At 33.2% G+C, this 16,201-nt stretch carries 13 protein-coding genes; 5 read left to right on the top strand and 8 right to left on the bottom strand.

What is annotated here, in order from left to right:
* Positions 1-70: 70 nt before the first annotated feature.
* Positions 71-1,003, bottom strand: a complete 933-nt coding sequence (locus tag Anndu_RS16455) for a helix-turn-helix transcriptional regulator (protein WP_464102229.1) — start codon at positions 1,001-1,003, stop codon at positions 71-73.
* A gap of 80 nt (positions 1,004-1,083) precedes the next feature.
* Between Anndu_RS16455 and cas6 the strand changes: the two genes are divergently transcribed.
* The 3 genes from cas6 (at position 1,084) to cynS (ending at position 3,116) form a co-directional block, all read left to right on the top strand.
* A complete protein-coding gene (gene cas6, locus Anndu_RS16450; protein WP_464102228.1) occupies positions 1,084-1,908 on the top strand; it encodes a CRISPR-associated endoribonuclease Cas6 in 825 nt (274 codons plus the stop codon).
* 2 nt (positions 1,909-1,910) lie between these two features.
* On the top strand, positions 1,911-2,510 hold the full coding sequence (cas4, locus tag Anndu_RS16445; RefSeq protein ID WP_464102227.1) for a CRISPR-associated protein Cas4: 600 nt from the start codon (positions 1,911-1,913) through the stop codon (positions 2,508-2,510).
* A 162-nt stretch (positions 2,511-2,672) separates the two neighbouring features.
* On the top strand, positions 2,673-3,116 hold the full coding sequence (gene cynS / locus Anndu_RS16440; protein WP_464102226.1) for a cyanase: 444 nt from the start codon (positions 2,673-2,675) through the stop codon (positions 3,114-3,116).
* 497 nt (positions 3,117-3,613) lie between these two features.
* Here the strand turns inward: cynS and Anndu_RS16435 are convergent, their stop codons facing one another.
* Complete coding sequence (locus Anndu_RS16435; RefSeq protein WP_464102225.1) at positions 3,614-4,075, bottom strand: transposase family protein; 462 nt, start codon at positions 4,073-4,075, stop codon at positions 3,614-3,616.
* 81 nt (positions 4,076-4,156) lie between these two features.
* Entirely contained in the window at positions 4,157-7,327 is a 3,171-nt protein-coding gene (locus tag Anndu_RS16430; protein ID WP_464102224.1) for an alpha-mannosidase, read from the bottom strand.
* Between the two features lie 66 nt (positions 7,328-7,393).
* Between Anndu_RS16430 and Anndu_RS16425 the strand changes: the two genes are divergently transcribed.
* Positions 7,394-8,281, top strand: coding sequence for a succinate--CoA ligase subunit alpha (locus tag Anndu_RS16425; RefSeq protein WP_464102223.1), 888 nt, complete (start codon positions 7,394-7,396; stop codon positions 8,279-8,281).
* Between the two features lie 33 nt (positions 8,282-8,314).
* Here Anndu_RS16425 and Anndu_RS16420 read toward each other — a convergent pair whose 3' ends face one another.
* The 3 genes from Anndu_RS16420 to rpmE form a co-directional block, all read right to left on the bottom strand.
* Positions 8,315-8,680, bottom strand: a complete 366-nt coding sequence (locus Anndu_RS16420; protein ID WP_464102222.1) for a hypothetical protein — start codon at positions 8,678-8,680, stop codon at positions 8,315-8,317.
* 76 nt (positions 8,681-8,756) lie between these two features.
* Entirely contained in the window at positions 8,757-9,842 is a 1,086-nt protein-coding gene (prfA, locus tag Anndu_RS16415; protein ID WP_464102221.1) for a peptide chain release factor 1, read from the bottom strand.
* Between the two features lie 272 nt (positions 9,843-10,114).
* Complete coding sequence (gene rpmE / locus Anndu_RS16410; RefSeq protein WP_464102220.1) at positions 10,115-10,345, bottom strand: 50S ribosomal protein L31; 231 nt, start codon at positions 10,343-10,345, stop codon at positions 10,115-10,117.
* Positions 10,346-10,500: 155 nt separating this feature from the next.
* Here rpmE and Anndu_RS16405 point away from each other — a divergent pair, with 155 nt between their 5' ends.
* A complete protein-coding gene (locus Anndu_RS16405) occupies positions 10,501-11,688 on the top strand; it encodes an MFS transporter (protein WP_464102219.1) in 1,188 nt (395 codons plus the stop codon).
* A 17-nt stretch (positions 11,689-11,705) separates the two neighbouring features.
* On the opposite strand, the gene Anndu_RS16400 is transcribed toward Anndu_RS16405, so the two are convergent.
* Positions 11,706-12,089, bottom strand: a complete 384-nt coding sequence (locus Anndu_RS16400; protein ID WP_464102218.1) for a response regulator — start codon at positions 12,087-12,089, stop codon at positions 11,706-11,708.
* Positions 12,090-12,367: 278 nt separating this feature from the next.
* Positions 12,368-16,156 carry a cobaltochelatase subunit CobN gene (gene cobN / locus Anndu_RS16395; protein WP_464102217.1) on the bottom strand — a complete coding sequence of 1,263 codons (3,789 nt, stop codon included), beginning with the start codon at positions 16,154-16,156 and terminating at the stop codon, positions 12,368-12,370.
* Between the last annotated feature and the right edge of the window lie 45 nt (positions 16,157-16,201).

Here is a 16,201-nt window from a genome sequence, read left to right as displayed (position 1 = left end):
CACCTCAATTTTGAATACCTTTTTTAATTATCCATTATCCATTATCCATTGTCAATTGTTATAAATCAACTTATTCTAAATATAATTTAACCATTTCTTCAGTAATTTGCTTAAATTCTTCAACTAAAAAATCAGGGGTAATAATTTCCACATAAGGTAAATATCTTAACAAACGTTGTTTTGCCCAAAAATAATTAGTAATTTGAGCATTAATTAATAAAGCATCGGGATGACGTTTACAAGGATCAGAAATCGGCTGATCTTCATGATAAAATCTGGGTTGATATTGTTTAGCGATATTACCCCAAACTCGAAAAGAAATAGGATAAGTTTTCGGTGATTGAGGATTAAATTTTCTGGCTAAAACTTTTACTTTATCTCTAATTCGATCAATCCGAAAAGACTTTTCCAGATTTTTTCCCACCTGATATGCTAATAAATAAAGCCTTCCTTCTTTCCAATCTAAACTCATCGGTTCAAGATGATATAATAAGGATTCTTGACTATTTCTACCTAAGTAACAAAATTCAACTTCTTGACAACAACGAATCCCAAATTCTAACTTATCAATATTATAAGAATGATTAGCTAAATCAATTAAAATATTTGGGACAAAATTAAAACCACTACTTTGATTTAATAACTTTTTTTGAGAATTAGGAAGGATTCTAATAATTTCCGCTAAAGCTACAGCCGAACTTGTCAAACCAATATCATCTAATAATTTAAAAGCAATTCGTAAAGCATCTAAAGTATTTTCTGATAACCTAACAGGAAAAGCACAAGCAGTTAATACTCTTTTTTTATTGATAACTTCCAAACTAAAACCCCAATCTTTTAAACGAGTTAAATCATTTTGAATTGTCACTCGATCGGGAAGATAACCCAGATCAACTTCAATTTTATCTCTTAATTGTGCCATCGAATGAGGTTTTTCTGATAAATAGCGTAATAATAACAACATCCTTTCCGTCGCCCCAAAAGAACTTTTACGTTTTGTCATCTGTAATTAAATTTACTACAGTTCATATTTTACTCTTAAATAGAGAAATCAAAATCAAGATATTCAAAGGAGATAAAAAAATGCCAGTCAGTATCTTAATTCATTTTTTTCCTCAAGTTCAACTCAGCCGTAGTGCTAGTAGTGGAAAATGGTTACATGGTTTAGTGTTTAACTTATTTAATCGTCTTGATCCCCACTATGCCCAACTCTTGCATGAAAAACATAATTATAAACCATTTACCTTATCTCCTTTATTAACTAAAGGCAAAGGAAATTTAATCAATGAAGGGCAAAAGTGTCAAGTAAGATTAACCCTCTTAGACGATGAAAAAATCTCAGATTTATTAACAGTTTTTACCCAAATCAATCAAGAACAATTGATTTTAGGTAATGCCCCTATTTCTATCGAAAAAGTACAAGTTTCTTCAGAAAATAATCATGATTTAACTCGTTATCAAACATGGGAAGAATTACTAGAAATTTCACCCACACCATATATTAATTTACAGTGGCATTCTCCTACCGCCATCAAGCAAAAACAACGAAATTCTCTCTTTCCCATTCCCGAAACGCTCTTTTATTCATGGCAAAAAAGATGGGAAACGCTCTCTCCCTTGCCATTACCAAAACAACTTACTCCTGATGATTGGTTTAACAGTTCTCAAGTTAGTAATTATCAACTCCAAACATCTACAGTTTACTTTGGTAATTTTAAACAAAAAGGATTTAAAGGAACAGCTAGTTATGAAATTAGAGGAGATGAAATAACTCAAAAACTAGCGAATATTCTTAGTCATTTTGCTTTTTATTGTGGCACTGGATATAAAACCACAATTGGGATGGGGCAAACGTCTGTAATTAATCAACCTAAACTATTGACCAATTCTCAACTCTTACTCAAATAATTATGCTCAATTATGATGAAGTTTTTGTTCCAATTGCATCCCTCAATAATTATAATTATTGTCCTCGATGTTGTTGGTATATTTATGTTACCGGAGAATGGCAAGACAATCAATTTACCATTGCCGGAACTCGTCAACATCAAAGAGTAGATAGTGAAGAATTTACTCAAGAGAATAACTTAAAACAATGGCGTTCTTTACCTCTTTATTCTGAAAAATTAGGATTAATTGGAAAAGCTGATTTAGTTGAAGAAATTGATGGTCAACTCTATCCAGTAGAGTACAAAGTTGGGACAAGTGCTAAATGGAAAAATGATCATCTTCAATTATGCGCTCAAGCTTTAGCCCTAGAAGAAATGCTTAAAATAACTATTCCTATAGCTTATATGTATTATGCAGGTAGTCATCAACGCATTCCTGTCCAATTAGATGATTATTTACGACAACAAACTATTAACAAAATTGAAGAAATTAAACAAATGTTAATCACTGGAAAATGTCCCCCTAATCCTTACAAATCGGAATGTCGAGGCTGTAGTCTTTATGATATTTGTTTACCAAAAGAAACAGCACAAGCTCAATTAGCAATTCAACTTCAATAGTCTATCTATTCCTATACTAACCCTGAACTTACTTTTTGTAAATGGTATCAGACTAGATTTTGATCTTCTTTCAGTTGTTAGTTATGTGAGAAAAATTTGACTTGTTTTCTTCATTTTTCCTTTATAATCAAGAACAAATATTCTCAAGCAAAAATCAAAATTATGGCCATCTCAGAAATTACCAAAACACTTCTAGCGGCAAAAAAAGCAAAAGGTTTAACCTTTGAAGACTTAGAAAAAGCAGTAGGATATGATGAAACATGGATCGCTTCAGTCATTTACCGTCAAGCCAGTGCGGATGAAACGGAAGCAAAAAAAATCATCGCCATGTTAGGGCTTCCTGAAGAAATGGCCGAAGAATTGACGATACCGCCGTTAAAAGGCTCTCTTGAACCCACCATCCCCACGGATCCTTTAATTTATCGTTTCTATGAAATTATGCAAGTCTATGGAATGCCCCTCAAAAGCGTCATTCAGGAAAAATTTGGGGATGGAATTATGAGTGCGATTGATTTTTCCCTTGAAGTGGATAAAGTCGAAGACCCTAAAGGCGATCGAGTTAAGATTACCATGTGCGGTAAATTTTTACCTTATAAAAAATGGTAACTTCTCTTGATTTGGCGATCGCACGATTCCTTCAATCAAAACAAGGTTAACTGACCAATACTCACATTTCCCCGTTTACCAGCATGATAGCTCAAATGGCACGAAGTACAAAGAGGGATCAGATTTTCTTCCCGGTTATCCTCTGGACGAAAGAAGTGGAAAGTGTGAAGTGTGAAGTGGGAAGTAAGGAAAGCTCCACTTCCCACTCTTTTCTGAGCTTTATCATCAAGGGGTCTGAGACATTGCCTTCCACACTTAGCACATTGCCAACCAATCCTCAATCGCTTTAATCGTTTCCTTACCCAAGGAAATAGCTTCACTTTGATCTTTCTTGCCCTTGCCAAAAATTGTTAACTTATCCTGAATTATTCATGAACAAAAAAATCAAATCTGAACTAATCCAAAATTAATCATCAATAGACTTGTTGCGAAATAATAAAAAACCATATTAATTATGAAATCTAAGATCATAGCTTTCTCCTAATCTGTTTTCAATCTTATGCTACCTCCAAATATAAATTCCATAATCCACACGCTGTTAACATTAACTTATCATCAAAATCGGACACACGATTCCTATAAATATCACTCACTGCTTTATATCTTTTAACTCCCGCAAAAGCATTTTCATATACTACTCTTTCTTTTGCTAACTCTTTATTTTCTTGTTTTTGCTGTGGTGTTAATTCTCCTCCTTTCGGCTTCTTATGGGGCAAATGGATATTTTCATACTGTTTTTGTACCCCCTGAAATCCTAAGTCTGCTAACACTGATATTTCTTCGGGTATGCCACCAATTATATCTTCTTGATCGTGTATTTTTTTATCATGTTTTTTTCCATTACTACTCGGACTTAAAATTAAGATTTCCTTCAATAAATGATCAAAGGCTTGAAGATTTAAGCCTGTTGTCGCTCTTAATAATCTTTGATTGTTAACGATCTCTGTGTTTGTTCTCACGATCGCTGGTTATTATAACCAAATCATGACCTATTTCGCAACAAGTCTAATTAATAAGAAGAAAAAATACAAAAATCAACATCACATTACCTGATAGGAACAAATTTTCCAAGGTAAAATTAAATTATTTTCTTCAGTCTTAATTTTGTTTTCTAATAGATCAACTTTTTCTTTAATTTCTAAGTTTAATTCTCCTGATAATTTAAGCTTAGTTTCTTCTCCATAAGCCTCATACAATCTCATAATAATCTCATTACTTTCTTCTCCTAATTTCAAAGCCATTAAGATTAAATTTTCACTTCCTAAATTTAATAATTCTGCTTTTTCTGGAAAAATATGCTCACCACTTCCATTATAAGAAACATCAATTAAAATGTCAAGTAATTTTTGATTAAATTCATAACCTTTTTGCACAATTTTAGCAGTTTTCCAGTCACCTTGATGGGGTAAAATTCCATAACTAAAATGATGTATTCCTCGATCGGCATTAGGATCGGGAAATTTTGGACTTCTTAACAAAGTTAAACGTATTTGATCTCTCTTACTATCATAACCATATTTACAGTTATTAAATAAAGTTACCCCATAATTACTATCACTTACACTAGCCCAATGTAAAGCATAAACTTCCCATTTTGCCTGATCATATTTATTTTGAGAAATGAGGGGAGTTCGTATCGTGCTACATGGCGTAGCACGATATAGATATGGACTTTTAAAGGTTAAAGGGAAAGAAGTTTTAACTAAGATCTGATCTTCTTGCCAGTTGACAGTTGTATCAATAGTTAATAAGGGAGAATTAAAAGATAAAATATAATCTTGGGTAAAGGTAGAATGATTAAATTGTTTGATCACCCTAACTATTTGACGTAGATCACCATTTTCTAACCATTCGATTGAACTTAGTTGGGCAGATGGTAACATTTTACTTTCATAATTTGGATCAATATTCCAAGCATCCCAGTATTGACCTTGATCTGTAAAAAACTGTAATTGATTACCATTAGCTTTTAAAACTTGTTTATGATTAACTTTATCATAAAAGTGTGCGATTTCTCCAGTATTTTGATCGAGTTCAATTTTCACATAGTCATTTTCTAAAACAAAATCTTTTTTAATTATTTGAACATCTTTAACTTCATCATCTAGTTGGGAAGCATAAACAATTTGATAGCCGATCGAGGGTATATTTTCCGCTAAAAATAACCATTGTTGATCATAAGTTTGTTGTGATGGTATTTCTTCGCCTTGACTATTAAATAATTGCCAGTTACCTTGGGGTAATTTAATCTTAACAAAATCACTACGACACCAGTTTAAACTATTAAAAATTAAAATAGCTTTCCTTTCTTGAGATGGTAAATTTTTTAAAGCAATATATGAAGCTAATTTCTGTAAACTATGAATGATCATTGTTTCTGCTGAGACTATAACTTTTTGCCATTTCTCATTAGCTTCTGTGAAAACTTCAGGAATAGAAGTACCCGGTAAAATATCATGAAACTGATTAAATAAAACATCTTTCCATAACTGTTCAATTTTTAATTTTTGCTCTTGACAATTGACTTGACAAGGGGTATTATAGATAATGGGAAAAGATGTCGCCCGATAACCCCCTTCTTCAATTAACTTTTGCTCAATAATGTAGTTAAGAGTATTAAGTAACTCAGCTTGATATAAAAGCACTTCACAACGGCGGTTAAAATATTTTTGTTCACTATGGGTAGTATAACAACCTCGGTGAAATTCTAAATAAAGTTCATCCTCCCAAATGGGAAAATTAGATTGATGATCCTTGCTTTCTAAAAGTTGTAAATAGTCTAAATTAGTGGTAAATTTACTATCAGGAAAAAAAGGAGATTGTGACCATTTTTTTTGTACCTCTAACATATCACGGGTAGGGCCGCCACCATGATCACCCACCCCCGGAAGCCATAACATTTCTTGTAAATTAGTTTGACTTTCCCACTCTAACCAATAGTCTACCATTGTTAAGGGATTGGTATTCATAACTCCCGCCTTATTAGGGGGTGAAATTAAAGTTAAAATCTCACTACCATCAGGCGATCGCCACCAAAAAACACCGTGAGGAAATTTATTAGTATCATTCCAATGTAATTTACCCGTCACAAAATATTTAATCCCACTTTGTAACAAAATTTGGGGAAGTTGGCCACAAAAACCAAAACTATCAGGAAGCCATGCTATTTCTGTAATAAAACCGAATTTTTCTTGATTATATTTTTGCCCATATAATAGTTGACGGATCAATGATTCTCCTGAAATAATATTAACTTCAGGCTCTACCCACATTCCTCCGATAACTTCCCATTTTTTTTGTTCAATTTTAGCTTTAATTTGCTCAAAAAGATCAGGCCGATTTTGTTCGATCCATTCATATAATACGGGTGTAGAATGACAGAAAGTTAAATCTTCATATTCCTCTTGTAAATTTAAAACTGAAGTAAAAGTATTTTGGGCAACTTGCCAAGTTTCTTTAGTTTCCCATAACCAAGCTAAGTCTAAATGGGTATTTCCTACTATATAAAATTGACGTTGTTTTATGCCCGTAGTGAGGGGAATTAATTTTGCTCTAATTTCCCTTAAATGTTGATGGAAATGCTCCCTATTTGTTAAAAGTTGCCAATCAATTTTAGTTAATTCTTCTGCTAAAATTTCTAATTGATCGGGCTTAAACTTTTCTAAATATTGTTGTAAAATTTGTAGTTCATCGGCAAAGGTAGCTAAACAAAAACCCGTTTCATTCTCATAGATAGCTTTTGACTGCATTAAAGCCCCTATATCATGGTTAGGGCTAACTAATCTTATTAATACCGTAATTTCTTGATTAATACTAGCTCTTGAAGTTAAAATGATACGGGTACTAGAATCAAATAGATCACCCTCTTGGATCAACTTTCCATTAAGATAAATTTTCGCATCTTTCGCCCACCAAACTAAACTTAATCTTAAGGTTAAACTCTCTACAAAATAACCATTAAAATGCTCAGGAATAATCAATTTTTGTCCCAACCATTGCACTTGACAACCTTTAGGAAAGATGATATAATTATTATCATTTAATGATGCTGGTTGACCTAAACTAAAATCAATTTGGTTTAAATTATTAATATCTATAATTTCAGGAAAAGATAACCAATTTTGTTGTGTTTCCCATTGGGTAAAATGACGTAATTGTTGAATTGTATTGGTGATAATTTGTAAATTCCGATTAATACTTAATTCTGTCATGATTAAAAGCTTAAAATTGTGCTAAAATAAATTAAAATAAAATAATATAATATTTTTCCTACTGTTATGACTCCAGAAAGTAAAATTTTAATTCAAGGAATTACTGAAGCTAGAGGCATCCATTATGCTACAAAAATGAAAGCCTATGGCACAAATGTGGTAGCAGGTGTTTCCGTTGGGCAAGGGGGCGAAAATGTCAATGATATTCCCGTCTTTGATCTAGTGGAAGAAGCGATCGCAACGGTAGGAGAAATAGAAGCATCGGTGATTTTTTCCCATCCCTATCAAGTCTTAGATGCCGCCTTAGAAGCCATTGCAGTGGGGGTAAAACAATTAATTATCGCCACTTCTGGCGTTCCCCCCCTTGATCTGATCAAATTATTGAAAAAAGTACAGGCTACTAATACTCTGATTTTAGGGCCGGGCAGTAACGGGATTATTTTACCCGGTAAAATGTACGCCGGAACTTATGAGCCTCACTTTTATCAACCCGGTAATATCGGCATAATCAGTTTTAGTGACGGATTAAGCTACGAAACCGCTTTAGCCTTGAACAAAGCAGGTTTAGGCCAATCTATGGCGATTAGTTTAGGAATTGATGATATTATATGCTCACATTTTGAAGAATGGTTAAATATATTAGATGATAATTCAGCCACCGAAGCCATAGTTTTAATCGGTTATCCTCATGGAAAAACAGAGGAAACAGTCGCAGAATATATTAAAAATTGTATAAATAAACCAGTTTTTGTTTATATTCCGGGGGAAAATACTCCGGTTGAAGTTAATTTTAAAGATGCGGCCACAATTATTGCCACACAATTATCTAGCCCCGTCATTGAAACGGTAACTTTTGCAAACAAAATAACCACTTTTCAAAATGCAAATATTCCCATAGTTCAATCTTTACAAGATATTCCTATTTTAATTAAAGAAAAACTAGCTATAGTTTAAAGTAGAGATATACGGGGTACATCTCTACATAATTTATTGATTAATATTGATAGTTTCTGTTGTCTCAATATTATTAATTTCAGTTAAATTTTGATTTTGCTCCAACATTTCTAATAATCTTTGTTGTTGAATAATTTTAAAATTATCAGATTCTTGATTAATATTTTGATTAGATGCTTCCACATCAAAACTACCTCGGTTTAAATTCATATTATGAATTAAATCAAAAGGCTTTAATGAGCCACCTAAAGTAGATGAGGAGTTTTCTTCGTTATTTTGATAACCCGTATTATTAGGCTGATTTTGTGAAGCAGTTTGGGCAATACTACTAACAGTATAAAATAAATTAATACTAATACCTAAACTGAGGAAGACCATAATTTTTGTTAAGTTTTTCATAAGATTAGACTTCGCAAGATAAAAGTTAATTATTGGTCATTAATTACTACTTATTACTTATTTATTGATTAATTAATTAATTGGCTAATTCTTCTAATTTTGCCTGTTGATCTTGACTGATACAAGACTGAATAATTGTTTCCAAGTCGCCCGTTAAAACCGTATTTAAAGGGAAATTTTGCCCTAAACGGTGATCGGTAACTCGATTATCTTTATAATTATAAGTCCTGATCTTTTCAGATCTTGCACCCGTTCCCACCTGCGATCTACGCATCGAAGTTACTTCAGCCTGTTGTTCTTGTAACTTCATTTCATACAGTTTAGCGCGCAAAATTTGCATCGCCCGTTCTTTATTTTGTAATTGTGAGCGTTCTTCCGTACAAAAAATTCTAATACCCGTTGGTTTGTGAGTTAAATCAACCGCCGTTTCCACTTTATTAACATTTTGACCACCTGCACCGCCCGATCGAGCCGTTGTTAACTCAATATCCTTGGGATCAATATGTACCTCCACTTCATCCACTTCAGGCATGATCGCCACCGTAGCGGTAGAAGTATGGACACGGCCACCAGCTTCTGTGGCAGGAACTCTTTGCACACGGTGAACTCCCGCCTCATACTTAAGTTGACTGTAGACCTGATCCCCAGTAATTTCTAAGATAGCCTCTTTAAAGCCTCCCATATCGGCCAAAGACTCACTCAGTAACTTCACATTCCAATTTTGGGACTCAGCATAACGGGAATACATCCGTACTAGATCACCCGCCCAAATACCGGCCTCATCGCCACCCGTACCGGCGCGAACTTCTAACATAATATTTTTATCATCATTAGGGTCACGGGGAAGAAGTAAAATTTTTAAACGGTTTTCTAAAAATTCAATTTTTTCGTTTAATTCTTCTACTTCTAAAGTGGCCATTTCTTTCAATTCTGGATCGCCGTTAGCCTCTTTCATAATCTGTTTTGCACCGATTAATTCATCTTGGGTTAACTTCCAAGTATCATAGGTGTTAACAGTTTCTTCAAGGGAAGATCTAGCCTTAGCAATTTTTTGTAATTCGTCCGGCTTGGTGGCAATATCGGGATCGGCTAAACGGCGAGTTAATTCATGAAAAGTCTGTTCAACTGATTGTAATTTATCTAAAAGATAGGTTTCGGCCATAATAATTTAATGCTTTTTTTATTTGTTATTTATTATTTGTTATTTGTAAATATAATTTAGCACCGCTAACCTTTTCTTTCTCTATAATTGCGGTTAATATTGTTATTAATAATAAAATTTAATAAACTCATTCTGATTTATGTTAAAGATTTAATCTAATTGAAAAAGTAATTATAATTAGTCTATAAAATCAATTATTATTACTTTTCCTTGTTTTCTGTTCTTTTTTTCGTGAATTTTGACTGATAACGGTTAACTGAGAAACTAAAAACTTATTTTTGAGTAGAGTCGCTTTTCTCAAGCATTCCATATTTGCGTAAGAAACGATCAACTCGTCCTTCCGTATCAATAATTTTTTGTGTTCCGGTATAAAAAGGATGATTTCCAGACCAAACTTCTACGTTAATTTCGGGTTTGGTTGATCCTACGGTCATAATTACTTCACCATTACAAACTACTTTTGCTTCGGGATACCAAGTAGGATGAATACCTTGTTTTGGCATAGTTTTTAATACTCCTATTTTTAAATAATCAATTAAGCAATTGACTATTATAACATATTAGGACAGTTTTAAATCGAATTAACCAATTATCAATTATCCATTGTCAATTGATAATGAAAAGCTATAATATAGCAAAACTAGGAGATTTGGCCACAATGAATCAATCAATTAGCTGGAGTAAGGTCATAGCGATCGCCCTGATCCAAGGATCAATAACTTTAACTTGGATTGTTTATAATTTATATTTACCTGACTTTCTCAAAACTTTAGGATTAAGTGCTAGTTTAGCACAAATAATATTAGTAATTGAGCATTTTTTAGAAGTAATAATTGAACCGATCGCAGGTAATTTTTCTGATCAACAGGAAAGAAGGATCGGCACTAATCTTCCTATGATAACTGTGGGGATTATCTTAGGTTCAAGTTTATTTTTTTTGTTACCTGGGGTGGTGATTTTTGGGGATGAAGGGATCAAATGGTTATTAATTATTATGGCTATTTTATGGGCTAGTGCGATGGCTATTTTTCGTGCGCCTGTGATGTCTTTATTAAGAAAAGTATCGAGGAGTGAAAAATTAGTTGAAGCGGCCAGTTTATTAACTTTATTTAGTAGTATTGTTGGAGCTTTGCAGTTTGATGTTTTTGAGATTATTTTGAAAATGGGAGCGCCTTTTGCTTTTTTCTTAAGTTCAGTTATTTTAATAGGCTCAGGCTTTGCTATTCAAAGGGTTTTACCCCCTGACTTTCAAGATGAAAATACAATTATTGCTAATGAATTAAATAAAAAAATCCCCTTGATTAAATTAATTATTATTAGTTTTACAGGGTTATTTGTGGGAATAGGTTTAAGATTTTTTTATGGTACTTTAACACAAGTTTTTAATAGTCAATTAGGAGATAAAAGTAAGTTAGCAATGATGTTATTTTCAATTATTTTAGGAATTTCAGCTTTATTGACTGGCAAAATTGCCAACAAATTAGGTAAAAGTCAAGGCTTATTTTTGGGGACAATTATGACAGCTATTTTTTTACCAATTTTAGCATTTATTCCCGTAAATATTATTACTAATCTAGCTATTTTGAGTTTATTAATTAGCTTTAGTTTTGTGTTAAATGGAGTTCTACCCTTTATTTTAAATATTACCCCTGATGGAAAAACTGGTTTTGGCATGGGTTTATATTTTGGTTGTTTTGGAGGAGGCATAAGTCTATTTATTTTATTGTCCAATTATCTTAAATTTTTATTCACCAATTTAACCCCTCAAATTAATAGTATTGGTGGCCTAATTTGCTTTGCGATCGCCTCCGTTTTCATTTATTTAAGTTCAAATCAAAACCATTAATAAAGAATAAAAAATAACTAATCTAAACCTAAAATTTCCTTAGATTTTTCCAAAACTTCTCTAGGGCGAAAAGGTTTAGTTAAATAAAGATTAGCTCCCACCGCAATGCCACTTTTTTTATCAAATTCTTGCCCCCTAGCTGTTAACATAATAACATAAACATTATCCATTTTATAAACATTTTTAATAATATTACAAACTTCTAAACCACTCATTTTAGGCATCATTACATCTAAAAAAATTAAATCAGGTTTTTTTTCTTTAATAATTTCTAAAGCCGATTGACCAGTATTAGCAGTTAATAATTCCACGTCATATTCATCCTCTAAATATTCTAAAGCTTGTTCCATTAAAATTAGAATATTCGGTTCATCATCAACAATTAAAATTTTCTTAGTCATAAACAATTTAAAAGTTATTTATTATTAATAAAATAAAAAATTATTATTTATTTACTGTTCACTTAAACAATCCAACTGTTTTAAAGATAATTTAAGAATTTGATTATACAACACTTCATCTAATCAAACAAAACCCTTATGTTTATTTTCCATTGTATCTATATTTTGGGCAATTTGGGCTAATAAAGTTTTTGGATTTGCACTTTTAACTAAGATAGCTAAAGGCAATAATTCAGAAATATTCAATAAAAATAATGGATACCATTCCCAAATTTTAATTACAATTCTTCAATAATATGTTCAGCAGAATGGACAATTTCCCTTAACATTTCTAATAGATTGGGATCGACTTTTTGCCATAATCCTCTTTGATTTGCTTCTAATAATCTTTCCCCTATATCCCTTAATGCCCAAGGGTTTTTCTCCTTAATAAAAGCCTGTACTTTCTCATCTAAAATATAAGCTTTTGTTACCCCTTCATACATATAATCTTCCACACAATTAGTAGTAGCTGAATAACCGAATAAAAAGTCTACAGTAGCGGCTATTTCAAATGCTCCTTTATAACCATGATCCATTACTCCTTTAATCCATTTTGGATTAATGACTCGACTTCGATAAACTTTCGCTATTTCTTCTTTTAATAATTTTACTTTAGGATTAGTAGGAATGGAATTATCCCCAAAATAAACTACAGGATTTTTCCCTTGGAGTGAACGCACAGCAGTGGTTAAACCCCCTTGAAATTGATAGTAGTCGTCAGAATCTAAGAGATCGTGTTCTCGATTATCTTGATTTTGTAGGACAATTTGTAAATTTTTTAATCTATTTTCAAAGGCTTCACTAGCTTTAATTGCTTCCATTTCTTGACTATTTTCCTTTAGTTGATAGGCATAACTACTCCAATCAAGATAGGCATTAGCTAAATCTTGATCATCTTTCCAGTTTTGACTATCAATTAATCCCTGTAAACCTGCGCCATAAGCCCCCGGTTTTGAACTGAATATTCTGTAGGTTGCTCTCAGTTTGGCTTCTTTTTCTGTTAAGCCTTGATTTTCCCAAAATGCCTGTTCTATCTCCACTTGAGACGCTAAAGGATTAATTTCTTTTTCTTCTTTTAGGCTTGACACAGCGAAAATCACGTTGTACAATAACTGTAGTAGATTGGGGAAACTATCTCTAAAAAATCCCGATACCCTCAGCGTCACATCAACACGAGGCCGCCCTAATGCCGATGGTGTAAGGATTTCAAAGTCAATCACTCGGCGGGAAGCATAATCCCAAATGGGCTTTACACCCATTAAAGCCAACACTTGTGCCACGTCATCTCCACCAGTTCTCATGGTGGATGTACCCCAGATGGAAATGGCTAGAGTTTGGGGGTATTCGCCGTTTTCTTGAGTATATCTTTCAATTAGGGTTTCGGCGGCTTTTCGCCCCACTTCCCAGGCGGTTTGGGTGGGGATCGAGCGAATATCTACGGAATAAAAGTTTTTGCCCGTAGGTAATACATCTGTACGGCCACGGGTGGGAGCGCCGGAGGGGCCGGGGGGGACATATTGGCCGTTTAAGCCTTTGAGGAGGTTAGTAATTTCTTGATCGGTTTGTTGTAAACTGGGCAATAATTGATGTTGAACCCACTGTAAAACCTTTTGGGTAAGGGGGAATTGATAATTAGTAGTAGATATTTCTTGATGGGGTAAAATGCCTTCTAATAATTGACTGGCATAGTTTTCTAATATTTCAATCACATCGCTAATTTTAACGGCATTTTTGAGGTGATAAAAGAGTTCTGATGACATCATCCCAGGGTTATTATGGAAGATGAAATAATCTTGGGGGTTAGAGGTTAAAGGATTAAGATTTAAACAAAAATCAGAGGCGATCGCTGAGGTTAAACCAAGGTGATCTGAACTTGGTTGACGTGCCATAGATAAAATTAAATCCCGTAGTTTTTCCCCTTGGGGGCATTGGCCAAAAATATGTAGGCCGTTTCTAATTTGTGCTTCTTTCAATTCACATAAATAACCATCAGCAACGGTGAGAAATTCTGGTAAGGTTTGTTGATCTAATTTTTCAATACCTAAATCTCGATCTATGTTACTATCTTTAACTAATTCAAGTATTTTTTGGTTAATAATTTTTAAGCGAGAGGGATCGAGAGATTGTGCCTGATAATATTCATCTATTAATGTTTCTAATTGTTGTAAATTATCGTAAAGTTCCGCCCTTGTTAAAGGTGGTGTGAGATGATCAATAATAACAGCATTACTCCGTCTTTTGGCTTGTGTTCCTTCTCCCGGATCATTAACAATAAAGGGATATAAATTAGGTAAATTATCTAAACAAACTTGAGGATAACAGTTTTGAGAAAGCACTACACTTTTCCCCGGTAGCCATTCTAAATTACCATGTTTTCCAAGGTGAATAATGGCTAAACTATTGAACTTATTTTTTAACCAATAATAATAGGCTAAATACTCGTATGGAGGTTCAAGATCGGGGGCATGATAGTTTAAACTTTGATCGAGATCGTATCCTCTAGGGGGTTGAATACCTACAAAAATATTACCAAAAGTTAAGCCAGAAATGGGAAAATCTTGTTCAATTTTATATTTTTCCCAACGGTTATTAATACCTGTTTGTACTGCTTCAGGTAAACTTAAAAAATAGGTTTCAAATTCTTGATAGGATAGACTTTGATAGATGGGGCGGCCATGTTTACTTTCTGGATCATTGGTGATAGATTGGGTTAATAACTGAATCAATTGATCACCATTTTCAGGAATATTATTAACGGTATAACCTTCACTTTCTAAAGCTTTTAAAATATTAATACAACTAGCAGGAGTATCTAAACCAACGGCGTTAGCAATTCTCCCATTTTTATTGGGATAATTAGCTAAAATGATGGCTATTTTTCTTTCTTTTTTAGGGGTAGTTTGTAAGGTTAACCAATTTTGGGTTAGATCACAGATCGCTTCGATGCGATCTAAGATAGGTTCATAGACAACAATATCGGTTTCTAATTGTTGATTATTAGTAGCCACCGACTTAACAGAAATAGCATGGGTAATAATGCGCCCATCTACTTCAGGTAATACCACATTCATGGCGGTATCAGAAGCACTTAAACCTTGCCAACTATTTTGCCAAAATTCTAAACTACTTCTACTTAAAATTACTTGTAAAATAGGGATATTTAATTTTTGCCAAAGTTGGGGGGCTTCTTCTTGATCTAATGTGCCTAAAGAAAAGCTAGTGGTATTTAATAAAATGGAAATTGACTGCCCATTTTCTGGTTGAAAATATTGTAAAAGTTGAGGATGTAAGCTAGAATCTTGTAAGGAGGAAATAAAGACGGTTATAACTTCTAAATTACGATTTTCTAAAGTCTTAATTAGGGTATCAATGGGTTTAGTATTTCCCGCTAAAAAATGGGAACGATAAAATAAAATACCTACTTGATTTTTGGGTAAATTATTATTATTATCTACTTCCCACTTCCCACTTCCCACTGCTTGATATAAACCAATTTTAGGGATAACTTGGGGCTGTTCAAAAGGATAATTAGTATCTAAACAATTATTAGTAACAAACTTTAAAGCATTAACAAAATTATTAACTCCACCTTCCACAAAATAACGCCATAATTGATCCACTAAATTTAAAGGTACGGTAGAATTACTAATTAAAGTGGGATCGGGTAGATCATCCCCAGGTAAAACAAATAAATTAATCTCATACTCGATCGCCAATTGTTTAACCACCTCTAAACCATAAGACCAATAAGAACTACCCCCCAATAATCGTAAAATAATAACTTGAGCTTGACTTAAAATTTTCTGCGCATAATCATCAATACTTAATTCTTGTTGTAATTGTAATAAATTAACACTTCTCACCGCAGGGAAAGACTCAGGTAAATAGGATAAACTAACGGCTAAAGTTTGAATATCCGTATCGGCCGCCGTTAATAAAATAATTGGTGCGCAAGTTTGTTCGATGAAAATAACCCCTTGTGTGTCAGGTGTCCAACCTCCGGGGATGGTCGCAATTCTGTGCATTAAAATTCCTCGTAAGTAAATTTAATAATTATTTTCCCTTTCTTT

The organism is Annamia dubia NIES-4383 (assembly GCF_055394725.1).
Note: the sequence above shows the minus strand (reverse complement) of the source record. Positions and strands in the feature narration are given on the sequence as shown.

What these genes read in the sequence shown, in the direction of transcription:
- cobN (WP_464102217.1), bottom strand. Translation starts at nt 16,156, where the DNA reads ATGCACAGAATTGCGACCATCCCCGGAGGTTGGACACCTGACACACAA.
- Anndu_RS16430 (WP_464102224.1), bottom strand. Translation starts at nt 7,327, where the DNA reads ATGACAGAATTAAGTATTAATCGGAATTTACAAATTATCACCAATACA.
- Anndu_RS16405 (WP_464102219.1), top strand. Translation starts at nt 10,501, where the DNA reads ATGAATCAATCAATTAGCTGGAGTAAGGTCATAGCGATCGCCCTGATC.
- rpmE (WP_464102220.1), bottom strand. Translation starts at nt 10,345, where the DNA reads ATGCCAAAACAAGGTATTCATCCTACTTGGTATCCCGAAGCAAAAGTA.
- cas4 (WP_464102227.1), top strand. Translation starts at nt 1,911, where the DNA reads ATGCTCAATTATGATGAAGTTTTTGTTCCAATTGCATCCCTCAATAAT.
- Anndu_RS16400 (WP_464102218.1), bottom strand. Translation starts at nt 12,089, where the DNA reads ATGACTAAGAAAATTTTAATTGTTGATGATGAACCGAATATTCTAATT.
- cynS (WP_464102226.1), top strand. Translation starts at nt 2,673, where the DNA reads ATGGCCATCTCAGAAATTACCAAAACACTTCTAGCGGCAAAAAAAGCA.
- prfA (WP_464102221.1), bottom strand. Translation starts at nt 9,842, where the DNA reads ATGGCCGAAACCTATCTTTTAGATAAATTACAATCAGTTGAACAGACT.
- Anndu_RS16420 (WP_464102222.1), bottom strand. Translation starts at nt 8,680, where the DNA reads ATGAAAAACTTAACAAAAATTATGGTCTTCCTCAGTTTAGGTATTAGT.
- cas6 (WP_464102228.1), top strand. Translation starts at nt 1,084, where the DNA reads ATGCCAGTCAGTATCTTAATTCATTTTTTTCCTCAAGTTCAACTCAGC.
- Anndu_RS16455 (WP_464102229.1), bottom strand. Translation starts at nt 1,003, where the DNA reads ATGACAAAACGTAAAAGTTCTTTTGGGGCGACGGAAAGGATGTTGTTA.
- Anndu_RS16425 (WP_464102223.1), top strand. Translation starts at nt 7,394, where the DNA reads ATGACTCCAGAAAGTAAAATTTTAATTCAAGGAATTACTGAAGCTAGA.